Here is a 21819-nt window from a genome sequence, read left to right as displayed (position 1 = left end):
TTTACGCTAACGGGCCCGAAACGGATCACGTTTCAGACATTTACACCCGAAACCGTCGGACGAAGCCCGACAGGATGCGCTGCGGCACCGTGATCTCCTCGGCGAGGCAGGCGGCGGTCAGGCGCGCGGCATCGGCCGGGTCGAAATAGCCGCGATCCTTGTAGATGGCGATGCGGGAGGCGAAATTCACGCCCTCCGCCTCGGGGTGGAACTGGGTCGCGTAGACGTTGGCGCCTGCGCGGATCATCTGGAACGGGCAGGGCCCCGAGGCGACGAGGTGGACGGCGCCGTCGGGCAGCGCCTCGACCGCCTCCTTGTGGCCGACAAGCGCCCGGAAGGTGCCGGGCAGCCCGGCCAGCAGCGGGTCCTGCGCGCCGGCCTCGGTCACGGCGCAGTCGACGCCGCCGATGGGCTCGCCATAGCGGCCCTTGCCGACCGGCGCGCCGAGGCTGTGGCCGAGGATGCCCATGCCGTAGCAGCAGCCGAGGAACGGCATGTCGCGGGCCAGCACCTCGGGCATGAGCGACAGGATGTCGGCCTCGATGCGGGCCTCGAGCGGATCCTTCGTCTCGGGCGGGTCGCTGACGCAGCCGGGGCCGCCGCCGACGATGACGCCGGCGTAGTCGTCCAGCGACAGGGCGGGCAGCGGGCCCTCGTCAAGCCGGACGCGGTGCACATCGGCCTCGGCCAGCCCGCCGCGCTGGAGGAAGGCGCCGAATTCCTCGTCGGCGGCCTCCGTCTCGGGGCGGAGCTGGAGGACGAGGAACCGCCTCACGCGGCGAATTTCCGGGCGCGGGTCAGGGATTTCTCCATCACCGCGTTGGGGATGCGGACGCCGTGGCGCTCCACCTCCTGCCGGCGCAGGACGCGCCAGCCGCGGCGCAGGAAGAAGCGTTCGGCCAGAAGGCTCGCCTCGGTCTCGAGCCGCGTGAGGCCCGCGACCCGCGCGCGGCCCTCCAGCACGGCATAGAGGGTTTCGGCCACCCCCTGCCCCATCGCCTCGGGCGCGACATAGGCGAAGTCGAGGAACCCGGTGTCCATGTCCATGGTCATGAACCCCAGCAGCCGGTCGCCCTGTTCGGCGACCATGGTCTGCGCCTCCACCAGCCGCCGGCGCCAGTCCTCGCCCTGCGGCGGCGCGGGCGACCAGGCCGCGCGCTGGGCCGCGTCGTAGTGCCGGCCCGTCCCCTCGCGCACGGCGCGGTGGTAGAGGTCGGCCAGCCCCGGCGCGTCGGTGACGCGGCAGGGCCGGATCAGCAGGCCGTTCACGGCCGCGCCGCCGCCAGCGCGGCGGTGAGGTCGGCGATCAGGTCGCCGGTGTCCTCCAGCCCCACCGACAGCCGCAGGAGGCCCCGGGTGATGCCCAGCGCCTGCCGCTGGTCCTCGGTCAGGCGCTGGTGCGTGGTGGTCGCGGGGTGGGTGATGATCGACTTGGCGTCGCCGAGGTTGTTGGAGATCGTGATGATCTCCAGCGCGTTGAGCAGTCGGAAGGCCGCCTCCTGCCCGCCCTCGACCTCGAAGGCGATCACGGTGCCGCCGGCCTCCATCTGCGCGGCGGCGAGGTCGTGCTGCGGGTGGCTCGGCAGGCCGGGGAACAGGACGCGGGTCAGCCCCGGCGCCCCCTCCAGCGCCTCGGCGATGGCCAGGGCCGAGGCCGCCTGCGCCCGGCAGCGCAGTTCCATCGTCTCCAGCGACTTGAGCATCACCCAGGCGGTGAAGGGCGACATCGCGCCGCCGGTGTGCTTGAGGTAGGGCTCGACCGTCTTGCGGATGAACTGGCGCGTGCCGAGGATCACGCCGCCCAGAACCCGGCCCTGCCCGTCGATGTGCTTGGTCGCGGAATAGACCACCACGTCGGCGCCGAGGCCGAGCGTGTCCTGGAACACCGGCGTCGCAAAGACGTTGTCCACGATCACCAGCGCCCCGACCGCGTGGGCCAGCCGCGAGACGGCGGCGATATCAATGACTTCCAGCGTGGGGTTGGAAATCGACTCGAAGAACACCGCCTTTGTGCCTGGCCGGATTGCCTTTTCCCACTGCGACAGGTCGGTGCCGTCGACGAAGCTGACCTCCACGCCGTAGCGCGTCAGCACCTCCTCGAGGATGTAGAGGCAGGAGCCGAACAGCGCGCGCGCCGCGACCACGTGGTCGCCCGCGCGCAGCATCGACACCAGCGCCGCGTTCACGGCGGCCATTCCGCTGGCGGTGGCGAAGGCGTCCTCGGCCCCCTCCAGCGCGGCGATGCGCTCCTCGAACATGCGGACGGTGGGGTTGCCGTAGCGGGCGTAGATGAACTCGTCCTCGCCCAGCTCGACGAAGCGCGCCTCGGCGGCCTCGGCGGTGTCGTAGACGAAGCCCTGGGTCAGGAAGATCGCCTCGCTGACCTCACCGTACTGGCTGCGGCGGGTGCCGGCGTGGACGGCGCGGGTGCGCTTGTTCCATGGCCGGGCGCCGGTGGTGTCCTTCATGCCCCTCTCCTTTCGCATCGGGTCCGGGGGACAGGCCCCCGCATGGCTGTCACGACGGTCGGGGGCGAGCGGAAGGCTGGGCGTCCACGACCTCTTTAGCGGTTTGTTTAACGTGGCCCGCAATCCGGTTCACAAATCGCCACGGTGGCGACTGGCTACGCCGCCGCCGGGGCTCCGTCAAGCCGGGATGATGCCGCCGCGCCACGTCACCGAACTGTTGTCCCGCGGTCACCGGGGCGTCGTGCGCGCGCCCTAGGCAGCCCGCGAGGACAGGCAGGGACGATCGGCATGGCGCTGGTTTCCGTGAACGCGACCGAGGCCGGATGGGACAGCGCGGCGCCGCTGGCGCCGGCGCTGGCCGCCCTTCCGGCAGGCGCGGCGGTGACGGTGATGATCCACGGCTACCGCTTCGCCCCCGGCGCGGGGTCCCACGACCCGCACGGGCATGTCCTGTCGCTGTCGCCCACCCCCGCCTGCTGGAAGGCGGTCAGCTGGCCGCGCCACCTGCACCTCGACCGGGCGGGCGCGGGGCTGGGGATCGGCCTTGGCTGGCCGGCCCGGGGGACGGTGCCACAGGCCGCGCGCCGCGCCTTCGGGATCGGGCGGACGCTGGCGGCGATGCTGCGGGAGGTCGGGGCCGCGCGGCCGGACCTGCGGTTCAACCTTTTCGCCCATTCGCTGGGGGCGCGGGTGGCGCTGGCGGCGCTGGCCGATCTGCCCCGGGGCGCGGTGCACCGGGTGATCCTGCTGTCGGCGGCGGAATACCGGGGCCATGCGCTGGCCGCGATGGCCGGCCCCGCGGGGCGCGGCGCGCAGGTGCTGAACGTGACGGGCCGGGCGAACGCGCCCTTCGACCTGGGGTTCCGGCTTGCGGTGCCGGCGCCGCGGCTGTCGGACTGGCCGCTGGCGGCGGGTCTGCCGGGTGTGCCGGGCTGGACCGACCTCTGCATCGACGACCCGGACACGCTCGCCGGCCTCGCCCGGATCGGCCTGCCGACCCGCGGCCGCCTGCCGCCCGTCTGCCACTGGTCGAGCTACCTGCGCCCCGGCCTCTTCCGCCTGTATCGCGGGGTTCTGGCCGCGGGGCCTGCCGACCCCCTGCCCCGCCTCGCCGCGCTGGCCGCCCCGCCCGCGCGCGCCCCGGCGCGGGGACCCCTGCCGCGGCTTTCCCCCTTGTGAGCGGGCCCGGCCGTTCCGATCTGCAGGGAAGGCTGGCGGGAAACCACCAGCCGGTGCAGCAATTGCTGGTTTTCGCACGGAATCCTTTCTAACGTGAGGATCGTGACCGGCAAACGACCGACGGGGGTGGCATGAGTGGGAGCTTTCTGCAGGGCGTGTCCTTTTTCGCGCTCGTCGTGGTCGTGGTGATGGCCACCTTCGGTGGGTTCGGGGCGTTCTGAGATGTCCAAGCGCTATGGCGGAGACTTCAGCCCCGAGGGCCGGCGCGACCCGGCCGCCCCGCGCGAGCGCGTGACCGCCGAGCGGCTGGAGGTGCCCAGCTTCCGCGGCCGCAAGCCGATGCGCCACGGCGCCAAGCTGAACATCCTGTTCCTGCTGCCGCTCCTGACGCTGCTCACGGCCTTCGTGCAGCCGGTGGCGGCGATGGCCACCGACCTGGCCGGCGGCGCGACGCTGATGCTGGCGGCCTGGCTGACGCGCGACGGGGTGCGGGCCGAGGACGCCTTCAACGAGCGCAAGGTCGCCCGCCGCCCGGCGATCCCGCGCAAGATCTTCGGCTCGGTGCTGACCGGGCTGGGCGTGGGCCTGCTGGTCTACGGCGGGCAGTGGGCGCTGGCCCCGGCCATCGTCGTGGGCGTCATCGCGGCGGCGCTGCACCTGGGCGCCTTCGGGCTCGACCCCATGGCCGACAAGGGGCTGGAGGGCGTCGACCGGCTGGAGACCGACCGCATCGCCCGCAAGATCGAGGAGGCGGAAAAGGTGCTGACGCAGATGACCGACGCCATCCGCCGCGCCCGCGACCGCGAGCTGGAAACCCGCGTCGGCGCCTTCGAGGACACGGTGCGCGGCCTGTTCCGCCAGGTCGAGGCCGACCCCCGCGACCTGCCCGCCGCGCGGCGCTACCTGGGCGTCTACCTGCAGGGCGCGCGCGACGCGACGGTGCAGTTCGCCGACCTCTACGCGCGCAACCGCGACGCGCAGGTGCGCGCCGACTACGTCGCCTTCCTGGACGACATGGAAACCAATTTCGCCAAGCGCACCAGCGCGATGCTGACCGACGACCGGACCAATTTCGACATCGAGACCGAGGTCCTGCGCGACCGCCTGAACCGTGAAAACCTGCATATCGAGGGATGAGGACAGACCCATGACCACGGAAATCCGCCAGCAGGCCGAAGAGGCCGCCAAGCTCATCGACGAGATCAACGCCGTCGTCCTGCCGTCGCCCTCGGCCGACCTCGTGCCGCTGCCCGCCGCCGACGCGCCCACCGCCGAGCAGATCCGCGCGCGCATGGCGCAGATCGACATGACCGACACCAATTCCATCGTCACCTTCGGCTCGTCCGCCCAGGCCGAGCTGCAGCAGATCAGCCAGGCCATGCTGCAGGGCGTGAAGAACAAGGACGTGGGCCCGGCGGGCGATAGCTTGCGCGAGATCGTCGGCACGATCCGCGGCTTTTCGGTGGACGAGCTCGACCCCAACCGCAAGCAGAGCTGGTGGGAGCGCCTGTTCGGCAAGGCCAAGCCGATCCATGATTTCATGGCGAAATACGAGCAGGTGCAGGACCAGATCGACCGGATCACCGACAACCTGCTGAGCCACGAGCACACGCTGATGAAGGACATCAAGGCGCTCGACAAGCTGTATGAAAAGACGCTCGACTTCTACGACGAGCTGGCGCTCTACATCGCCGCCGGCGAGGAAAAGCTGCGCGAGCTGGACGAGGAAACCATCCCGGCCAAGGAGGCCGAGGTGACCGCCGCGCCCGAGAACGACCAGGTCATCAAGGCGCAGGAGCTGCGCGACCTGCGCGCCGCCCGCGACGACCTGGAGCGCCGGGTGCACGACCTCAAGCTGACTCGCCAGGTGACGATGCAGTCGCTGCCCTCGATCCGGCTGGTGCAGGAAAACGACAAGTCGCTGGTCACCAAGATCAACTCGACGCTCGTGAACACCGTGCCGCTGTGGGAGACGCAGCTGGCGCAGGCGGTGACGATCCAGCGCTCGACCGAGGCGGCCAAGGCCGTGCGCGAGGCGACCGACCTGACCAACGAGCTGCTGGAGCGGAACGCCGCGAACCTGCGCGAGTCGAACCGCATGGTCCGCGAGGAGATGGAGCGCGGCGTCTTCGACATCGAGGCGGTCAAGCGTGCCAACGCCGAGCTGATCGCGACGATCCAGGAAAGCCTCCAGATCGCCGACGAGGGCAAGCGCCGCCGCGCCGAGGCCGAGGTCGAGATGCAGAAGATGGAGGCCGAGCTGCGCGACACGCTGGCCTCCGCCTCGGCCCGCGCCACCGCCGCCCCCGCGGCGTCGGCCTGAGCGGGGGGCCATGCGCCACGGTCTGACCCACCTCATGTCGGGCGCCGCGCTGCTGGCCCTTTCGGCCTGCGTCGTCGCGCCGGCGCCCGACCTCTCGCCCCGGCCCGAACCCCGGGCCGAGGCCCCGGCCCCCTCGGCCGAAAGCCAGGCCTTCGCCCGCTACTACCGCAGCGTCGAGGCGCGGCTGGTGTCGGACGGCCTCCTGCGGACCGACGGCGGGCAGACCGACGCGCCGTTCTCGGCGGCGACCTTGGCCGCGAATTTCGAGCGCATCGCGCTTTACGACGAATACACGCTCTCGGGCGGGCGCTTCGTGCAGCAGCAGACGCCCTCGCGCCTGCGCCGCTGGGAACAGCCGGTGCGCATCGAGGCGCATTTCGGCCGCTCCGTCGACGCCGCGCAGCAGGCCGAGGACCGCTCGGTCCTGTCGACCTACGCCAGCCGGCTTGCGCGCGTGACCGGCCACCCGATCAGTACCGTCACCTCGGGCGGGAACTTCCATGTGCTCTACCTCGACCGCGACGACCAGCGTTCGGTGGGCGAGCTGGTGCGCCGCCTGGTGCCCGGCGTCGGCCCCGAGACCATCGCCGAGATCGAGGCGTTGCCGCGCTCCACCTTCTGCTCGGTCTACGCGTTCTCGGAGTCGGGCAGCCGCCCGGTCTATGTCGCCGCCATCGCCATCATCCGCGACGAGCACCCGAGCCTCCTGCGCCGCTCCTGCGTGCACGAGGAGGTCGCGCAGGGCCTCGGCCTGCCCAACGACAGCCCCGCGGCGCGGCCCTCGATCTTCAACGACGACGAGGAATTCGCGCTGCTGACGCCGCACGACGAGCTGCTCCTGCGCATCCTCTACGACCGGCGCCTCAGCCCCGGCCTGCAGCCCGCCCAGGCGCGGCCGCTGGTCAGGACCATCGCCGAAGAACTGCTTGGCGGGCCGAGCTGACCCGCGCTAGCCTGAACCCCGAAGGAGGGCCCGACACATGCCGTTCATGGATTTCCTCAAAGACCAGTTCATCGATGTCATCGAATGGACGGACGACAGCCGCGACACCATGGTCTGGCGCTTCGAGCGCTACGGCCACGAGATCAAGTACGGCGCCAAGCTGACGGTGCGCGAGGGGCAGACGGCGGTCTTCATCCACGAGGGCCAGCTCGCGGACGTGTTCACCCCCGGTCTCTACATGCTCGAGACCAACAACATGCCGATCCTGACGAACCTGCAGCACTGGGACCACGGCTTCGCCTCGCCCTTCAAGTCCGAGATCTACTTCGTCAACACCAACCGCTTCACCGACCTGAAGTGGGGCACGAAGAACCCGATCATGCTGCGCGACCCGGAATTCGGGCCGACCCGGATCCGCGCCTTCGGCACCTACACGGTCAAGGTCGCGGACGCCGGCCGCTTCATGACCGAGATCGTGGGCACCGACGGCGAGTTCACCACCGAGGAGGTGACGAGCCAGATCCGCAACATCATCGTGCAGCAGTTCAGCCAGACGGTGGCGGGCTCGGGCATCCCGGTGCTCGACATGGCGGCGAACACCGGCGAGTTCGGCAAGCTGGTCGCGGGCCGCATCTCCGACACCATCGCGGAATACGGGCTGACGCTGCCCGAGCTCTACATCGAGAACATCTCGCTGCCCCCCGCGGTCGAGGAGGCGCTCGACCGCCGCACCTCGATGGGCGTGGTGGGGGACCTGTCGAAATACACCCAGTTCCAGACCGCCGAGGCGATGCGCGCGGCGGCCGAGAACCCCGGCGGCGACGGCGGCATGGGCGCGGGGCTCGGGATGGGCATGGGCATGGCGATGGCCAACCAGATGGCCAACACCATGTCCGGCCCCTGGGGCGCGGCGCCGGCCCAGGCGCGGCCCGCCGCCCCGCCGCCGCCGCCGGTCGAACATGTCTGGCACATCGCCGAGAACGGCCAGACCAAGGGCCCGTTCTCGCGCGCCGACCTCGGGCGCATGGCGGGCACGGGCGAGCTGACCCGGCAGACCCATGTCTGGACGCAAGGCCAGGACGGCTGGAAACGGGCCGAGGAGGTGGCGGAGCTGGCCCAGCTCTTCACCGTGATGCCCCCGCCGCCCCCGCCCCCGGCCTGATCCCGCGCCGTCCCGGCCGCGCCCCCGCACCGGCCGGGGCGGGCGCGCGGCGCATGGGTCCGCGATCGGGTCGGAAACCTTGACTGGCCCTGCCGCATCCAGTACCGGCTCGGGGCGCGGCGGGTGTGATGTAATGGTAGCCTGTCAGCCTTCCAAGCTGATTTGCTTGTTTTCCCGGAGCTTCCTCATCATTCTAATATATTCTTTTTATTGACATCTTGTGTTCTCTTCGTGTCCTGTCGGTGCATGTGATTTCCCGCCAAAACCGACAAAAATCCGACAACATGCCAAAGCTGACTGAGACCTTCGCAAGCAAGCTGCCCTTCTCCAAACAGGGCACAGAGAAGTACTGGGACACCGAGATCAAGGGCTTCGTGCTCTACGTCGGCAAGCGGTCGAAGACCTGGTACTACCAGCGAGACATCGGCGGTCGCACGCAGCGCGCGCTGATCGGCAGGTTCCCGGTGATCTCAGCGGCGGCCGCCCGGCAGACGGCGCTTGGCTTTGCGCTGGAATGGGGACGCGGCGCCGGGAAAGCGATCCAGCTCGGCGCGCCCACACTTCAGAAGGCGATGGAGGCCTACCTCGCGCGGCCAAAGCTCCGATCCGACGCGCATCGCTCAGGATTGCGACAGCAGTTCGAGCTTCATCTCAGGGATTGGCTAAACCTGCCGCTCGACGAGATCAGCAAGACGATGGTCGTCGCCAAGCACAGGTCCATGGCGGATCGGCCTTCCGCAGCCAACCACACGTTCAAGTACTTCCGCACCGTCTGGAACCATGCGCGCCGCACCTCGGATCTGCCCGAATGCCCGACGATGGCGATCGAGTGGTATGAGGAGCGACCGAATGGATCGATCATCGAGGACCTGCCTCAATGGCGGCGGGCCGTGGACGCGCTGCCAAACCCGATCCATGCGGTCTTCTACGAACTCCTCCTGTTCACGGGGTTGCGCAAGACCGAGGCGCTGACGCTGGAGTGGAAGAATGTCCACGAGGACCGCATTCACCTGCCCATGACGAAGAATGGCCGGAGCTTCGACCTGCCGATCCTGCAGGTTCACCACGAAATCCTGGCGCCGCTCCGCGGTCTGCACCGTCGGTGGGTCTTCCCCTCCCCCAAGGGCCCGGAAGGAAGGCTCACGTCACCACAGAGCATACCTTGGAGCCCGCACGCCCACCGGCGCACCTTCGCGACGGTCGCCATGGAGGCCGGCGTCCTCGAAGAGATCGTTGGCCGCCTGCTCAACCACACACCCCTGTCCATCACAGGCCAACGATATGTTCGCCCATCCCTCGCTGCGCTGGTCCCGAGCATGGAGATGACCTGCGATGAACTGCGCATACGGCTTGGTCGAAAAGACGCGATTGAATAGGTGGGTCAGGGCAATCCCTGTCGATCGGTCGACTGGCTCGATGAGATCATCCGCGCATTCCGCAGAAATGTGTTGCTCGCAATGTAGCAGAATGTTATAGGACGGGTGTCCGTTTTATAGGTGAGTCGATGCCGAGGATCACCCCGGAAGCCATGGAAGAACGCCGCGCCAAGATCATCGCTGCGGCCCGGCGCGTGTTCGCCGCGAAGGGCCTGTCCAAGGTCACCCTCCGCGACGTCTTCCGCGAAGCGGGCCTGAGCGCCGGTGCGGTCTACAACTACTTCCAGTCGAAGGACGATCTGATCCTTGCCGTGACCGAGGCGGGCATGGCCGAGGCCTTATCAGCCTTCGGCGGGGGTGCGGGCCCTGCCGCCGACCTTGACGCGATCATCGAAACCTTCCTCGATGGCCTCGCCAGGATGGACCCGGCCGAGGCGCCCCGCGTCGACCTGATGATCGCCGCCGAGGCACTGGCCAACCCAGACGTGCACCGGGCCGTGACCGGCAACCGGGCCGCCGTCCGGGCCGCCCTCGTCGCCCTGGTCGAACGCCGGCAGGCCGGCGGTCGGTGGACGGGGCTGCCGGCCCATGCCCTAGCCGACCTGCTCTACGCGACTTACCAGGGCCTAATCCTGTCGGTCGCGCTGGGCGAACGGCCCGACATCGCCGGGGTCCGCACGGCGCTGATTTCGATGCGCTTCGACTGACCCTCCTCATTTTCTTATCCTAAAAACCGGACGGACATCCGATCTACAAAGGACTGAACCATGACAATGACCCTCCCCTCTCCCACCACCGCCAGACCCGCCCTGCGCCGCGCCGCGCGCCTCGCGGGCCTTGCCTTGGCGGGCATCGCGCTCGTTGCCGGGGCGCAGGAAACTGCCCGTCATTGGGCGCACCAGGCGCTGGCCGGCGATGCCGTCCTCGCCAGCGCGGGCACCCATGACCTGCGTCTGCACTGCACCGGCGCAGGCGACACGACTTACGTGCTCGAGGCCGGCGCCACCGGCTTTGCCGAGACCTGGACTTGGGTGCAGGCGGCGCTCGATGACGACGCCCGCGTCTGTTCCTACGACCGCGCCGGGATGGGCCTGAGCGACCCCGCGCCAGACGGCTTCGCACCCGGCCAGACCGCCCGCGACCTGCGGACGGCACTGGCCGCTGCGGGCGAGGCCGGGCCCTTCGTCCTCGTCGGCCATTCGCTTGGCGGCTTCTTCGTGCGGGATTTCGCGGCGCAGTTCCCCGCCGACACCGCCGCCGTCGTGCTGGTGGACAGCTCGCACGAGGACCAGCTCGAGGCCTTCAGCCCCGACATGGTGGCAGAGTTCCGCGCCTTTCCCGGCCTGCTCTCGGCCCTGTCCGGCGTCTCGATGACCGGTCTATTGCACCTGTGGAACCCGCTCGCCGCCGGGGCCACGGGCCTAGAGGGCGAGGCGATGGCCGCGGCCCGCGCGTTCGCCGGCGACCGTGTCCATCTCTCCACCTCGGCTGAGGAACTCCGCCACTGGGACGCGATCACCGCCCGCGCCGCGGCGCAGGTGCTTCCGACCGACCTGCCCGTCCTCGCGGTCACCGCCGGGAGCCCGGTGCCGGGATCCGCCGATTTCTCGCACCTCGTGGAGCCGCTGCACCGCGAGATCGCGGGCCGCTTCACAACCGGGGAACAGGTGACGATGCCCGACGCCGACCACTTCTCGATCCTCATGGACCCGGTGCAGGCGCGCACCCTCGCCGCGCTGATCTCGGGCTACGTCGCGCGTCGGGTTACCGAGGGCTGAGGCGAAAGCCGCCCTTCGGCCAGCAGCGCAGGGAGCACGACCGACAGGTGGTCCGCCACGCGGCGGACCATCGGCAGCCGGCGCAGGTCGTCGTGCAGGACCAGCCAGGCCTCGAGGCTCCAGCCGATGATGCCCGGCAGCACGGGCTCGAGGCCCTGCTCCCGCGCGGCGATACCCGCCTGAATCACCCCGATCCCGAGACCCGCCCGGACGCTCGCGATCTGGGCCGCCTCGCTGTCGCTGCGCAGGCGCAGGGCCGCCCGGTCCTGGAGGCCGCCGAAGGCTGCGAGCCCGGCCAGTGCCGTGGGATCGGCATCGGGTCCGATCAGGACATGCTCCACGAGGTCCTCGGGCCGGTTCGGCCGTCCGGCCCGGTCGAGGTAGGCGCGCTGCGCGAACAGCCCCAGCGGCACTGGCCCCAGGCGCTGCGCGACGAGACGCGCCTGCGTCGGCCGCAACATCCGGACCGCGAAATCCGCCTCCCTCCGGACAAGATCGGCGCTGTCGTTCGACAACGACAGCTCCACCGCGAGACATGGATGCTCGGCCAGGAGCGGCGCGCGGCTCTACAACCTTGCCCACACCTACCTCGCACCCGCGCTCCTTGGGGCGCTCGGGGTTGCTCTGGTTCCGCCCCTCCTTCCGGTCGCCTGCGTCTGGTTCGCCCATATTGGAGTCGACCGCGCGCTCGGCTACGGGCTCAAGTCCGAAACATCCTTCGGTCTGACCCATCTGGGCCGGATCGGCCGCGCCGCCTGACCTCCGAGGAGACCGCCATGCCCCTGTCTGACAAGACCCTGATCCTGATCGACATCCAGCGCGGGTTCGACGACCCGGTCTGGGGCCAGCGCAACAACCCCGACGCCGAGGCCAACGCGCTGGGGCTCCTCGCCGCGGTGCGGGCGGCGGGCGGGCGCGTCCTCCATGTCCGCCACCTGAGCCGGGAGGCCGGCTCGCCGCTGGCGGGCCCCGGCGCGGCGTTCAAGCCGGGCTTCGAGCCCGATCCTGGCGAGGCAGTCTACGAGAAATCGGTGAACTCGGCCTTCATCGGCACGACGCTCGAGGCCGACCTGCGGGCGGCCGGCGCCGAGGCGCTGATCATCTGCGGGCTGACCACGCCCCATTGCGTGTCCACCACCACACGGATGGCGGCGAACCTCGGCTTCCCGGTGGAGCTCGCCCATGACGCCTGCGCCGCCTTCACCCGCAACGCCGATGTCGGCTTCGACGGCGGCCCGGCCCCGTCGGCCGAGGAGATCCACCGCGCCGCTGTCTACCATCTGCACGGCGAATTCGCGCAGGCGCGACGGACGGCAGACCTCATCGCCGGCTGAGCGGGACGGCGTTACCCGTCGATGACCACCAGGTCTGACAGGCGCACCCAGCCTTCCCAGCCGCCCTGCCGGATCCTCTGCCAGCCCTCCACCCGGTAGGACAGGAGGGCGATGCCGCAGCTTCGGGGGGCGAGCCGGGTCAGCACGCGCGAGCGATCCGAGGGCCAGGCCCGGAGCGCGGCTGCCTGCGGCCGGGTGAGCGGGCTGAGGCAGTGCGTCGGGCGGGAGACGGCGGCGATGTGGCGGCGGTGGACCCAACCGGCTGGTGTCCGTCCTCGACCGGGCACCAGCTGCCCCGGCAGGGTGACGAGACGACCAGGCCGCACCGCGCGGTGGGCAGCCGGGCCAGCACCGGGTGCCCCGGGCCGGGACCGGCCCGGCGGTTGAATTGATCGTCGGGCGCGACGCGCACGACGCAATGCTTGGCCCCGGGGCGGACAGGGTCGGCGGCGGCTTCGCCCTGCAGGCCGACGACGGCGAGGCCGGCGAGCCGAAGGGAAAGCCGACGGGCATGTCTCATCGCTCGGCCTCGAACACGTAGTGCGTGGCGCCCTCACCAAAGATCAGCGCCCCGGTTGCCGGATCCTGCGCAAGCGGCATGGGGAACAAGGGCCCCTCCCACAGGATCCAGCGGTCGGGCTGCCGGGGATCGACGCGAACCTCGCCGGCCATCTCGCCGATGTCGAAGATCAGCCGCGCGCCGTCGCGGCGCAGGGTGATCTCGCCCAGCACATCGGATCGGTAGCGGCCCACGGCCCGCTCCGCCGCGACGGGATCGACAGGCACCGCGCCGGCCCAGTCCGCCGCCCGGCGCGCGGCCTCGGCGCGGGCGATCAGGGCCCCGGCGTGATGCACGGGCGGCAGGTCGAACAGGAGTTCGAGGAACCTCGCGCGGACGGCCTGCACGAAGTCGTTGGCGCGCCCGGCATTGGTGAGGATCACGATCCCGGCCCCCGCCTCCGGCAGGAAGGCCAGTTCGCTGGTGAAGCCGAAAGTATTGCCGCCGTGATGGACAAGGCGCTGGCCGCGCCAGTCCTCCACGAACCAGCCGAGCCCGTAGGACATGGTGGCGCTGACCGGCACCTGCGGGGTCGTGAGATGTGCGAAGCCCTCGGACGACAGGAGGCCGGTGCCGTCCTGCAGGTCGATCAATGCCTGAAGGTAGCGCGCCATGTCCGCGCCGGAAGACCAGTGGGCCCCCGCCGGGGCGACCGGCAGCAGCGCGGCCTCTGTCTGCAAGGGGAGCGGCAGACGGGTGCCCGTGCCATGCGGGGCATGCGGCTGCGCCACGTCGGCATCGGCCAGAACCTCGGCGAAGTCGAGCGTCGAGCGTGTCATGCCGAGGGGCGCGAACACCCGGTCCTGCAGCGCCGCGGCGTAGCCCGCATCAAGGTCGCCCCAGCGCGCGCCGGTCGCGGCTGCCGCGACCCACCCGCCGGTCGCGACCAGCTGGTTGGAATACTGGAACGCCTCGCCGAAACCGGTGAAGAAGGCGAAACCGGCAAGCGAGCCGATCACCGCCTCCGCGTCCAGCTCGTCGGCGTTGAACAGGAACTCCATGTCGCGCCGGGGAACGCCTGAGCAGGCACAGACGAGGTTCTGCACCGTGATCGTCCCGGACAAGGCCGGGTCTGCCACGGCGAATCCCGGAAGGAGATCGCGGACAGGCTGGTCCCACGCCAAGCGCCCGTCCTCCACCAGCCGCGCCATCAGGAGCGTCGTCATGGTCTTGCCGACCGAGCCGACCATGAGGCGGGTGTCAGGTGTCATCGGGCCCGCGGAGCCTTGGGCCCGCACGCCGTAGCCTTGCAGGAGCCGCAGCTCGCCGTCCTGCACCACGGCCACCACGGCCCCCGGCACGTCGAAGAGCGGCATCGCCTCCGTCACATAGGCGTCGAGCGCGGCAAGGTCCGCGGCGTCGAGGCGGGCAGGCGCGACCCCGGCAAGGTCCGGGCCGCCCGCGCCTGCCGGCAGAAAGCCGGTCACCGCGATGTTCACTTGCGCGCCGCGTCGGTCGAGGGCGGCGCGGGTGCCACGGATCAGGGTGACATGCAGATCCCCGTCGCGTGCTTCCGCGATGGCCTGCCGGATCACCTCGCCCTCCGGCGCGTAAACGAACGCCGTCGCGGTCTCGACGCCATCCCGTGGCGGCGCGGGAACGGCGGCCTCGGGCTGGATCCCGGGCTCGCCCACGATCGACCAGGCGTCGGCGACCACGGCGGCCGGGTCTGCTGCGTCGCTTAGCCCGAACCACAGGGTGATATCGCCGTCGGGGCTTGTCAGGGACACGAGCGGCCCCGCGGCGATCTGCTGCCAGCCCTCGGGCAGGACGAGGGCGATGCGGCCCTCCGGCTCGATCCATCCGGACTGGGTGCCGTCATCGGCGGATAGGAAAGTGGCCTGTCCGATCAGGGCAGCGCCGGCAAGGGTCGGGATGAGGCGGGCGTGGGTCATGGCACAGGGTCTCCTCTCGTCAGCCGGGGATCAGCGCCACGCCAGCATGGCAATGCGCGCGGCCGCCTCGTGGGGCTGCTCCGCGAGATCGATCAGCGGCGGCAGGCCGATGTCGGCGCGCAAGCGGTTGTCGAGATGCGCCACCGCCTCGGCGATCTCGCGGCTGCGCATGCAGGTGGACGTGGCATCAGACAGGGCAGTCGGCCAACGGACAATCGGGAACAGGGGAGCGATAAAGGTCACGGACAGGATCCTCTTGAACGGGTGGCTCAACGGGCGAACCGCGCGCGTGCGCGGGCGATGGAGGGGGGCTCGGCGAGGCCCGCGGGGGTGTGAGAATCCGGGATCGCACGGCCGAGGGCGGTGACGACCGGCACGACACCGGCCCATAAACCGAGGCCGTGATCGGCCGGGTCGTCCACCGGCGGGCCGGAGCGCATCTTGGCGCTGGCCGCCTCGACGGTCAGGGCGATCACGCCGGTCGCCTTGCGCTCCTGCGCGGTCATGGCGCGGATCTCGGCGTGGCGCCCGGGCAGCAGGTGCTCGGTGATCGCCTGCAACGCCGCGTCATGCTCCGCGGCGTCCGTCACCAGCCGCCCGGTGCCATGGACGACGGCGGACCGATAGTTGACCGAGTGGTGGAACCCCGACCGCGCGGCGACGATCCCGTCGAGCAGCGTCACCGTCATGGATAGGGCCGCGCCATCGGCGAGCTTCACGATCCGCGCCTTGGAGGCTCCGTGCAGCCATATGCAGCCCGGGCCGCGGGCATAGGCCATCGGCATCACCATCGGCCGCCCCTCGGCGACGAAACCGACATGGCCGACGAGGCCGGCGTCGAGGATCGCGTCGATGGCGGCGGCGTCCTGCGTGGCGTGCTTCGGATTGCGGGCGCGGTTGAATCGCGGCTGGTCGGTCATGGGGCGATCTCCTCTATCGGATGGCCCGCATCTGCTCCATGATGCGGTTCCATGGAGGAGCCAGTCCGAAGGGATTTCGTGGAACCAGATGTCTTCGCCAGCCTCGTGGCGCTCGACCCCGCCGGCCCCGATACGCTGGTGGCGCAGCTTTACCGCGGCATCCGGCAGGCGGTGCTTGACGGGCGCCTCGCGGCCGGCGAGGCGCTGCCGTCCTCCCGCGCCGCGGCGGGGCTGCTGGGGGTCGGCCGGAACACGGTGAACGCGGCCTACGACCTCCTGCTAGCCGAGGGCGTCATCGAAGTGCGCCCTGGCGCGCGGCCCCGCGTGGCGGCGATGACGCGGCCCGCCGCCCCGGCGGACAACGGTCCGCCACGCCTGTCGCAGCGGGCGGCAAAGGCGGCTGTCGTCCTGCGGCGCGGCCTTGCCGAGGGGCCGCTGGCCCCCGGCTCCCCCGATCCCCGGCTGTTTCCCGCGGATGCCTGGGGCCGCGTGCTCCGCCGCGCCGCGCGCCACCGGCAGGACGGCGCCGAGGGCTATGCCCATTTCGAGGGGCTGCCCGAGCTCCGACAGGTGTTGGCCGACCAGCTGCACCGCCACCGCGGCCTCGTCTGCGCCCCGGAGGACATCATCGTCACCCCCGGCACGCAGGCGAGCCTCGTGCTGGCCGCCGCCGCCTTCGCCGATCCGGGCGAGGTCGCGCTGGTCGAGAGCCCCGGCTACATCGGCGCGCGGGCCGCCTTCGAGGCCGCCGGGCTGACCTGCCGCGCCCTGCCGGTCGACGGGACCGGCGCGGACCCCGACCGCGCGGACCTCTCGGACGCCCGGCTGATCTACGTCACCCCCACCACGCAGTATCCGACCGGCGTGCGCCTGCCGATGCAGCGGCGCCTCGGGCTCCTGTCGGCCGCGCAGGCCGCAGGTGCGGTGATCGTGGAGGACGACTACGACGCCGAGTTCCTCTGGGAAGGCCGCGGAATCGCGGCGCTGGCGGCCCTGCCCGGCGCGGGCCATGTCGTCTACCTCGGCAGCGCCGCGAAGAGCCTCCTGCCGGGGCTGCGGCTGGGCTGGCTGGTGGCGCCCCCCGGCAGCGCCCCGGCACTCCGCGCGATCCAGGCCCGGCTCGGGCTTGCGGCGAATGTCCATGCACAGGCCGCGCTGGCCGAGTTCATGGCCTCGGGGGGCTACCGGGCGCATCTCGCGGCGATCTCGGCCGCCTACCGCGACCGCCTCGCCCTCGTCACCGGCGCCCTGTCCGACCGGCTGGGCGCGCGCGCCCGCCTGTCCGCGCCCGCCGGCGGCCTGCAGATTGCCATCGACCTGCCGGAGCTGGCGGAGGACCAGACCCTGAGATCCCGGCTGAACGCCGAGGGCTTCGCAGTGGGCGCTCTCTCGGATTACTGCCTAGACGCCCCCCTGACGGGTCTGGTGGTCGGCTTCGGCACCGCGACCGAGCGGGAGGCCCGCCGCTTCGCCGAGGCGCTGGATCGCCATCTCGGACCGGTCGAGGTGGCCTGAGCGCAGACTGGCCCCCTCCAATTGCGGCCAACTGGACCTGTTGGATCAGCCTGTTTCGCGGCACATGCAGCGCCAGTTCAGACAAGCCGAGGCGCGAGGCCGATGACCACCGCAACTGTCCCCTTCCACGCGGCACCGGGCCGCCCGGCCGCCCTGTCCCCTCCCGCGCGCGCCGTGTGGATCGACCGGCTGCGGGCCTGCCTGACGGGTCTCGTGATCGTCCACCACGCCGCGATCACCTACGGTGCGAGCGGCAGCTGGTTCTTCAAGGCGACAGACGAGACCAATATCGGGCTCACCTTTCTCGCCGCCGTGAACCAGGCCTTCTTCATGGGCTTGTTCTTCTTGCTTTCCGGCGCGCTGGCGGTGCCGTCGCTCGATCGCAAGGGGCCGGCCACCTTCTTCGCCGACCGCGCCCTGCGGCTCGGCCTGCCGGCGCTGCTGTTCGGTTTCCTCCTCGGCCCGCTGACCGTCTCCCTGGCCACGGCTCCGATGGAAGACATCCTCGCGGACGCGCAGGCCCGCATCCTGGAGGGTCGCTTCGTCCTCGGGCCGCTGTGGTTCCCCGCCGCGCTGCTGGTCTTCTCGACGGTCTTCGCGGCGCTGCCCCGCCCCGTCGTCTCCCGTCTCCAAGTGCCACCCTTCAAGCACTGGATCGCCCTTGCGTTGGCGACGGGTCTGGCGGCCTTGGCGATCCGGCAGGTCGTCCCCGTCGGCGCGACGGTGGCGGGGTTCCAGCTGGGCTACTTCGCCTCCTACGTCGTCCTTTTCGCCCTCGGAATCCGGGCCGCGCGGCAGGGGTGGCTCGACCGCCTCCCGCGCGGGGGCCTTGTCGGCGCGGTCGCGGCGGGCCTCGTGGCCCTTCCGCTCCTGCCCGCCGTGCTCCTCGCGTCCGAGGCGCCCCGGTTCGAAACCGGCCTCTCCGCCGCCGCCGTAGCCTATGCTCTGTGGGAGCCCTTGATCGCCCTTGGCGCCATCGCGGGGCTCCTCCTCTGGAGCCAGGCGCGCGGCGGCAGGGCGGCCCGGGTCTGGGGCTGGGCCGCCGCCAACAGCTACGGCGCCTTCGTCCTGCATGCCCCGATCCTCGTGGCGGTCTGCCGCTCGCTCGACGCGGTCGGCACGTCGCACGGGGCGGCTCTGCCCCTGTCGATCGTGGCGACGACCCTCGCCGCCTTCGGCCTCACCGCCGTGCTGCGCCGGTCGGCACTGGTGCGGCAGGTGATCTGAGCCGCTCCACGGCAGCTGGTGCATCAAGATGGCGAGGCCGGGCTTTCGTCGTGGAGGGCCTGAGAGACCGCGGGCCCTAGCGTGAACTCCGTGAACCGCGCGCGGAACCCGCCGCGCTCGGGCGAGCAGGCCATGGGCCCGACCTGCGCCGGCCCCTCGGGGAAGGGCGCCACGCGCAGGAGCTGCCAGCGGTTGGCGGCGTTCCGCGCCTGGATGACCACGGCGCCGCCGAGCCGGGTCAGCCGCAGCCGCTGCGGGCCCGGCGAAGGCCCGAGCGCGAGCGTCGACCAGTCCGACGCCTCCCGCGTCACCACGACCGACAGGTTGGCGACCCCGTCCGACTGCTCGATCCCAGCCTTGATCCAGTGCGCGCCATCCCGGCGCAGCATCAGCCCGGCCTGGTCGTAGAGTGCTGCGTAATCGCCGTCGAACCTGAGATGCGCCGTGAAATCCCCCTCCACCGGCAGGAGGAGGGCATGGCCGCTGTCGCGCCGGAACCCGTAGAGCGTGTCGCGCCAGAAATCCGTGCGGTCCCCGGTCTCGACCGTCAGCGCCGCGGCGGTCAGGGACCAGGCTGGCGGCGGGTTGAGCCAGGTCGCGGACTCGAGCGCGGCAAGCATCGTCATGTGCTGCGCCCCCCGTCCAGGGTCATGCGGATGAGCGGCAGGGCCCGCCCGTGATCGTCCCGCTCGCGCCGGCCCGCCGGGACGAACCCGCAGGCGGCGTAGAAGGCGCGCGCCTCGCGGTTGGCCTCGTAGACCTCCACCTCGAGCCGCCCCTTGCCCTGCAGCGCCGCGGCGATCAGCGCCCGGCCCGCACCGGTGCGATGCGCCGCCGGGTTGACGAAGAGCCCGCCCACCAGGTCCCCCAGCAGGGCGACGAAGCCGATCACCCGACCGCCGCGCTCGGCCACGGTGACCTCGGCGGCGGGCATGTAGATGTCGCGGATCACCTCGGCATCCGCGTCGAGCGTGGCGGCGTCGAGGAAGGGGTGCCCGACCTCGGAGGCCGCGCGCCAGAGGGCGAGGCAGCGGTCGAGGTCGCGCGTGGCGTCGTAGGGCCGGAGCGTGACGGCCGCGACCCCACCCAGATGCGGGCGCAGGATCGTGGCGAGGTCGCCCGGATGCACGATGTCGGAGGTCTGCTCCAGCGCGTCGAGCGACCACCATCTGTGCCGGTCCAGCACCTCGGCCTCGTGCGCCGTGCGTCCTGCAGGGGCAAGGTCGCCGCCCGCCCTGCGGACCAGGTAGAAGCGTTCCTGCGCCTCGACCCAGCTGCCGTCCGGCATCTGCAGGGGAAAGTCGCGCGCATGAACCGGCGGACCGGGGTCCGTCGCCACGATCCCGGTTTCCTCGAAGAGTTCCCGGAGCGCCGCGGCCTCCCAGCTTTCGCCGGGCTCGAGCGCGCCGCCGGGCGTGGCCCAGTAGACCTGCCCGGCCAAGGGGCCCGTCCGGTGGTTGAAGCGCAGGAGCAGGACGCGGCCCTCGGGGTCGACGACCAGCAGACGGGCGGCGGGACGCGGCGTCATCCCTCGCCCTCCCCGAGGTATTCGAGCAGGTCGCCCGGCTGACAGTCGAGCTCCCGGCAGATGGCCGCGAGGGTCTCGAAGCGCACCCCCTTCACCTTGCCGGACTTCAGGAGCGACAGGTTCTGCTCGGTGATCCCGATGCGCTCGGCGAGGTCCTTGGACTTCATCTTGCGGCGAGCGAGCATCACGTCGAGCGTCACGTTGATCGGCATCGGGCGCTCCTCAGACGATCTGGGCGTTGTCGTCGGCGATCCGCGCGGCCTCGGCCATGACCCAGCCGACCGTCAGGATCAGGAGACCGGCCGCGGCCAGCATCGCATGGGCGGGGTCGACCGAGATCGACAGGACCCGCTCGCCCGGCGGGTTGCCGAGCGTGAGGAGGACCGAGGCGACGGCGGACCCCAGCATCTGCGCCGGCAGCACCAGCGCGAAGGCCAGGCCGATGCGGAACAGCCGCGCGCCGCTTTCGGGCACGAGGATCTCGCCACGCGCGAAGGCCGCGAACAGGCGATGCGCCTGCCACAGCGCGACAAGCAGGAGGCCGAGGACGAGATGCCCCATCACGAAGCCCCCCGCGAGCGCCACGGGCGTCAGCGCGTAGGCCGTGCCCTCTGGCAGGAGCAGGGCCGCGCCCCGTTCCAGCGCGTCGCGGTCGAGCCAGACCAGCACGTCGAGCAACACGAGGAGCGCCCCCAGCCCGAGGGCAAGGCGCGAGAAGAAGCGGGACAGGCGCTGCACGCGCGCCAGGGGTGTCGGATCTGGCATGACGGAACTTCTTAATCTCTTGGTTGACTAAATTATTGTAAAACAGCAATTGATGGCCGTCAAATGCGAATCAGTTTTGCCGAGGCGTTTTCTCCCATGTCCGATCTCCCCCGCTATTCCGCCCGAGCCGGCCGGGCGCTCTTGCTCGGCCTGCCCGGCGTGGCTGCCCTGCCACTCCTCGTCCCCGTGCCGGCGGGCGTTCCGCCGCTCGCAATCGCCCTCTCGCCACTCCTCCTGCTCGGCCTTGCGGCGCTGTCAGGGGGCTGGGCCGCGCCCAAGATGGGCCTTCGGTCGCGGCTGGTCCTCGGGTCGACGCTGCCGGGACGGAGCCTCGTAGCCGCCACGGTTGCAGGCCTCGCCCTCGGCCTTGCCGTCGCGCTAGCCGACCACGCCACGGCGCCGCTCTGGCAGGTGCCGGGACTGCCGACGCTGCGGGAGGAGCGCGGGGTCGGCACCTTGGCCCTCGGCCTCCTCTACGGCGGCCTGACCGAGGAGGTGCTGATGCGCTGGGGCCTCCTCACCGCGCTTGCGCTCGGCCTGTCCCGTTTCCTGCCGCACCGGGCCGCGCTCTGGCTGGCCGCGGGCCTCGCCGCGCTGGCCTTCGCGGCGGCGCATCTGCCCGCCGTGCAGCTGGAGGCCGGCGCCATGACACCCCTGCTGACCGCCCGGACCCTGATCTGGAACGCGCTTCTCGGCCTCGCCTACGGTGCCGCCCTTCTGCGGGGCGGGCTCGAGGCGGCCATCCTCGCCCACATCGGCACCCATCTCGGCTTCGCGCTCGTCGCCCTCTGACGGCGGGCCGGTCTTTCCTCCCTAACGATCACACAACCCCGGTGCCACGGCACCG

General features: G+C 71.2%; 25 protein-coding genes and 1 riboswitch. Of the genes, 13 read left to right on the top strand and 12 right to left on the bottom strand.

The window, feature by feature from the left end:
- Window positions 1-40: 40 nt before the first annotated feature.
- Genes HCU73_RS08720 through metZ form a run of 3 tightly spaced genes read right to left on the bottom strand, consistent with a single transcriptional unit; the run spans window position 41 to window position 2468 of the window.
- A complete protein-coding gene (locus HCU73_RS08720; RefSeq protein WP_168623023.1) occupies window positions 41-775 on the bottom strand; it encodes a glutamine amidotransferase in 735 nt (244 codons plus the stop codon).
- Entirely contained in the window at window positions 772-1269 is a 498-nt protein-coding gene (locus HCU73_RS18710) for a GNAT family N-acetyltransferase (RefSeq protein ID WP_168623022.1), read from the bottom strand. The genes HCU73_RS08720 and HCU73_RS18710 overlap by 4 nt, the downstream gene beginning before the upstream one ends.
- The gene (gene metZ, locus HCU73_RS08710; protein ID WP_168623021.1) at window positions 1266-2468 is read right to left on the bottom strand and encodes an O-succinylhomoserine sulfhydrylase; all 1203 of its coding nucleotides are present in this window, start codon (window positions 2466-2468) and stop codon (window positions 1266-1268) included. Before metZ ends, HCU73_RS18710 begins: the two co-directional genes overlap by 4 nt.
- 74 nt (window positions 2469-2542) lie before the next feature.
- Window positions 2543-2621, bottom strand: a riboswitch (SAM riboswitch).
- Window positions 2622-2756: 135 nt separating this feature from the next.
- Between metZ and HCU73_RS08705 the strand changes: the two genes are divergently transcribed.
- The 8 genes from HCU73_RS08705 to HCU73_RS08670 all read left to right on the top strand — a co-directional run bounded on the left by HCU73_RS08705 (window position 2757) and on the right by HCU73_RS08670 (window position 11229).
- Window positions 2757-3647 (top strand): alpha/beta fold hydrolase, encoded by an 891-nt coding sequence (locus HCU73_RS08705; protein ID WP_168623020.1) that lies wholly within the window; start codon window positions 2757-2759, stop codon window positions 3645-3647.
- Between the two features lie 222 nt (window positions 3648-3869).
- The gene (locus tag HCU73_RS08700) at window positions 3870-4784 is read left to right on the top strand and encodes a 5-bromo-4-chloroindolyl phosphate hydrolysis family protein (protein WP_168623019.1); all 915 of its coding nucleotides are present in this window, start codon (window positions 3870-3872) and stop codon (window positions 4782-4784) included.
- 10 nt (window positions 4785-4794) lie between these two features.
- The gene (locus HCU73_RS08695) at window positions 4795-5970 is read left to right on the top strand and encodes a toxic anion resistance protein (protein WP_168623018.1); all 1176 of its coding nucleotides are present in this window, start codon (window positions 4795-4797) and stop codon (window positions 5968-5970) included.
- A 10-nt stretch (window positions 5971-5980) separates the two neighbouring features.
- Window positions 5981-6913: a DUF2927 domain-containing protein gene (locus HCU73_RS08690; RefSeq protein ID WP_210730545.1), complete on the top strand. Its 933-nt coding sequence runs from the start codon at window positions 5981-5983 to the stop codon at window positions 6911-6913.
- A 37-nt stretch (window positions 6914-6950) separates the two neighbouring features.
- Window positions 6951-8075 (top strand): SPFH domain-containing protein, encoded by a 1125-nt coding sequence (locus tag HCU73_RS08685; RefSeq protein ID WP_168623017.1) that lies wholly within the window; start codon window positions 6951-6953, stop codon window positions 8073-8075.
- A 284-nt stretch (window positions 8076-8359) separates the two neighbouring features.
- Window positions 8360-9451 carry a tyrosine-type recombinase/integrase gene (locus HCU73_RS08680; RefSeq protein ID WP_168623266.1) on the top strand — a complete coding sequence of 364 codons (1092 nt, stop codon included), beginning with the start codon at window positions 8360-8362 and terminating at the stop codon, window positions 9449-9451.
- A 128-nt stretch (window positions 9452-9579) separates the two neighbouring features.
- A complete protein-coding gene (locus HCU73_RS08675) occupies window positions 9580-10158 on the top strand; it encodes a TetR/AcrR family transcriptional regulator (RefSeq protein ID WP_210730544.1) in 579 nt (192 codons plus the stop codon).
- 60 nt (window positions 10159-10218) lie between these two features.
- Window positions 10219-11229: an alpha/beta fold hydrolase gene (locus tag HCU73_RS08670; RefSeq protein ID WP_168623015.1), complete on the top strand. Its 1011-nt coding sequence runs from the start codon at window positions 10219-10221 to the stop codon at window positions 11227-11229.
- Here the strand turns inward: HCU73_RS08670 and HCU73_RS08665 are convergent.
- Entirely contained in the window at window positions 11199-11780 is a 582-nt protein-coding gene (locus HCU73_RS08665; protein WP_275403023.1) for a LysR substrate-binding domain-containing protein, read from the bottom strand. The two genes, HCU73_RS08670 and HCU73_RS08665, sit on opposite strands and share 31 nt — an antisense overlap.
- On the opposite strand from HCU73_RS08665, the gene HCU73_RS08660 reads away from it, so the two are divergent.
- On the top strand, window positions 11689-11988 hold the full coding sequence (locus tag HCU73_RS08660; protein ID WP_168623265.1) for a DUF4260 family protein: 300 nt from the start codon (window positions 11689-11691) through the stop codon (window positions 11986-11988). The genes HCU73_RS08665 and HCU73_RS08660 overlap by 92 nt on opposite strands.
- Window positions 11989-12005: 17 nt before the next feature.
- Entirely contained in the window at window positions 12006-12563 is a 558-nt protein-coding gene (locus HCU73_RS08655; protein WP_168623013.1) for a cysteine hydrolase family protein, read from the top strand.
- A gap of 11 nt (window positions 12564-12574) precedes the next feature.
- Here HCU73_RS08655 and HCU73_RS18825 read toward each other — a convergent pair whose 3' ends face one another.
- The 4 genes from HCU73_RS18825 to HCU73_RS08640 form a co-directional block, all read right to left on the bottom strand.
- Window positions 12575-12709, bottom strand: a complete 135-nt coding sequence (locus HCU73_RS18825) for a hypothetical protein (RefSeq protein WP_275403015.1) — start codon at window positions 12707-12709, stop codon at window positions 12575-12577.
- A 370-nt stretch (window positions 12710-13079) separates the two neighbouring features.
- A complete protein-coding gene (locus tag HCU73_RS08650; RefSeq protein WP_168623012.1) occupies window positions 13080-15017 on the bottom strand; it encodes a serine hydrolase domain-containing protein in 1938 nt (645 codons plus the stop codon).
- A 30-nt stretch (window positions 15018-15047) separates the two neighbouring features.
- Window positions 15048-15260, bottom strand: a complete 213-nt coding sequence (locus tag HCU73_RS08645; protein ID WP_168623011.1) for a hypothetical protein — start codon at window positions 15258-15260, stop codon at window positions 15048-15050.
- 26 nt (window positions 15261-15286) lie between these two features.
- Window positions 15287-15937, bottom strand: coding sequence for a pyridoxamine 5'-phosphate oxidase family protein (locus tag HCU73_RS08640; RefSeq protein ID WP_168623010.1), 651 nt, complete (start codon window positions 15935-15937; stop codon window positions 15287-15289).
- Between the two features lie 51 nt (window positions 15938-15988).
- Here HCU73_RS08640 and pdxR point away from each other — a divergent pair, with 51 nt between their 5' ends.
- Together pdxR and HCU73_RS08630 are read left to right on the top strand one after the other, a co-directional pair.
- Window positions 15989-17452, top strand: coding sequence for a MocR-like pyridoxine biosynthesis transcription factor PdxR (gene pdxR, locus HCU73_RS08635; protein WP_210730543.1), 1464 nt, complete (start codon window positions 15989-15991; stop codon window positions 17450-17452).
- Window positions 17453-17554: 102 nt separating this feature from the next.
- Window positions 17555-18679: an acyltransferase family protein gene (locus tag HCU73_RS08630; RefSeq protein ID WP_168623008.1), complete on the top strand. Its 1125-nt coding sequence runs from the start codon at window positions 17555-17557 to the stop codon at window positions 18677-18679.
- 23 nt (window positions 18680-18702) lie between these two features.
- Here the strand turns inward: HCU73_RS08630 and HCU73_RS08625 are convergent, their stop codons facing one another.
- The 4 genes from HCU73_RS08625 to HCU73_RS08605 are packed head-to-tail and all read right to left on the bottom strand — an operon-like array spanning window position 18703 to window position 20972.
- Window positions 18703-19305, bottom strand: a complete 603-nt coding sequence (locus HCU73_RS08625) for a DUF1349 domain-containing protein (RefSeq protein WP_210730542.1) — start codon at window positions 19303-19305, stop codon at window positions 18703-18705.
- The gene (locus tag HCU73_RS18620; protein WP_210730541.1) at window positions 19302-20207 is read right to left on the bottom strand and encodes a GNAT family N-acetyltransferase; all 906 of its coding nucleotides are present in this window, start codon (window positions 20205-20207) and stop codon (window positions 19302-19304) included. The genes HCU73_RS08625 and HCU73_RS18620 overlap by 4 nt, the downstream gene beginning before the upstream one ends.
- Window positions 20204-20419, bottom strand: a complete 216-nt coding sequence (locus tag HCU73_RS08610; RefSeq protein WP_168623007.1) for a helix-turn-helix domain-containing protein — start codon at window positions 20417-20419, stop codon at window positions 20204-20206. The genes HCU73_RS18620 and HCU73_RS08610 overlap by 4 nt, the downstream gene beginning before the upstream one ends.
- A gap of 10 nt (window positions 20420-20429) precedes the next feature.
- Window positions 20430-20972 carry a DUF2975 domain-containing protein gene (locus HCU73_RS08605; RefSeq protein ID WP_168623006.1) on the bottom strand — a complete coding sequence of 181 codons (543 nt, stop codon included), beginning with the start codon at window positions 20970-20972 and terminating at the stop codon, window positions 20430-20432.
- A 96-nt stretch (window positions 20973-21068) separates the two neighbouring features.
- Here HCU73_RS08605 and HCU73_RS08600 point away from each other — a divergent pair, with 96 nt between their 5' ends.
- Window positions 21069-21764: a CPBP family glutamic-type intramembrane protease gene (locus HCU73_RS08600; protein ID WP_168623005.1), complete on the top strand. Its 696-nt coding sequence runs from the start codon at window positions 21069-21071 to the stop codon at window positions 21762-21764.
- The last annotated feature ends 55 nt before the right edge of the window (window positions 21765-21819 follow it).

It is taken from the genome of Roseicyclus persicicus (assembly GCF_012395815.1).
Classification (GTDB): Bacteria; Pseudomonadota; Alphaproteobacteria; order Rhodobacterales; family Rhodobacteraceae; genus Roseicyclus; species Roseicyclus persicicus.
The sequence above is the reverse complement of the archived record's forward strand: the minus strand, read 5'-3'. Positions and strand labels throughout refer to the sequence as shown.

Excerpts from the sequence above, each read along its gene's own strand:
- metZ (WP_168623021.1), bottom strand. The coding sequence starts at position 2,468 with ATGAAGGACACCACCGGCGCCCGGCCATGGAACAAGCGCACCCGCGCC.
- HCU73_RS08705 (WP_168623020.1), top strand. The coding sequence starts at position 2,757 with ATGGCGCTGGTTTCCGTGAACGCGACCGAGGCCGGATGGGACAGCGCG.
- HCU73_RS08700 (WP_168623019.1), top strand. The coding sequence starts at position 3,870 with ATGTCCAAGCGCTATGGCGGAGACTTCAGCCCCGAGGGCCGGCGCGAC.
- HCU73_RS08695 (WP_168623018.1), top strand. The coding sequence starts at position 4,795 with ATGACCACGGAAATCCGCCAGCAGGCCGAAGAGGCCGCCAAGCTCATC.
- HCU73_RS08690 (WP_210730545.1), top strand. The coding sequence starts at position 5,981 with ATGCGCCACGGTCTGACCCACCTCATGTCGGGCGCCGCGCTGCTGGCC.
- HCU73_RS08685 (WP_168623017.1), top strand. The coding sequence starts at position 6,951 with ATGCCGTTCATGGATTTCCTCAAAGACCAGTTCATCGATGTCATCGAA.
- HCU73_RS08680 (WP_168623266.1), top strand. The coding sequence starts at position 8,360 with ATGCCAAAGCTGACTGAGACCTTCGCAAGCAAGCTGCCCTTCTCCAAA.
- HCU73_RS08675 (WP_210730544.1), top strand. The coding sequence starts at position 9,580 with ATGCCGAGGATCACCCCGGAAGCCATGGAAGAACGCCGCGCCAAGATC.
- HCU73_RS08670 (WP_168623015.1), top strand. The coding sequence starts at position 10,219 with ATGACAATGACCCTCCCCTCTCCCACCACCGCCAGACCCGCCCTGCGC.
- HCU73_RS08655 (WP_168623013.1), top strand. The coding sequence starts at position 12,006 with ATGCCCCTGTCTGACAAGACCCTGATCCTGATCGACATCCAGCGCGGG.
- HCU73_RS08650 (WP_168623012.1), bottom strand. The coding sequence starts at position 15,017 with ATGACCCACGCCCGCCTCATCCCGACCCTTGCCGGCGCTGCCCTGATC.
- HCU73_RS08640 (WP_168623010.1), bottom strand. The coding sequence starts at position 15,937 with ATGACCGACCAGCCGCGATTCAACCGCGCCCGCAATCCGAAGCACGCC.
- pdxR (WP_210730543.1), top strand. The coding sequence starts at position 15,989 with ATGGAGGAGCCAGTCCGAAGGGATTTCGTGGAACCAGATGTCTTCGCC.
- HCU73_RS08630 (WP_168623008.1), top strand. The coding sequence starts at position 17,555 with ATGACCACCGCAACTGTCCCCTTCCACGCGGCACCGGGCCGCCCGGCC.
- HCU73_RS08625 (WP_210730542.1), bottom strand. The coding sequence starts at position 19,305 with ATGACGATGCTTGCCGCGCTCGAGTCCGCGACCTGGCTCAACCCGCCG.
- HCU73_RS18620 (WP_210730541.1), bottom strand. The coding sequence starts at position 20,207 with ATGACGCCGCGTCCCGCCGCCCGTCTGCTGGTCGTCGACCCCGAGGGC.
- HCU73_RS08610 (WP_168623007.1), bottom strand. The coding sequence starts at position 20,419 with ATGCCGATCAACGTGACGCTCGACGTGATGCTCGCTCGCCGCAAGATG.
- HCU73_RS08605 (WP_168623006.1), bottom strand. The coding sequence starts at position 20,972 with ATGCCAGATCCGACACCCCTGGCGCGCGTGCAGCGCCTGTCCCGCTTC.
- HCU73_RS08600 (WP_168623005.1), top strand. The coding sequence starts at position 21,069 with ATGTCCGATCTCCCCCGCTATTCCGCCCGAGCCGGCCGGGCGCTCTTG.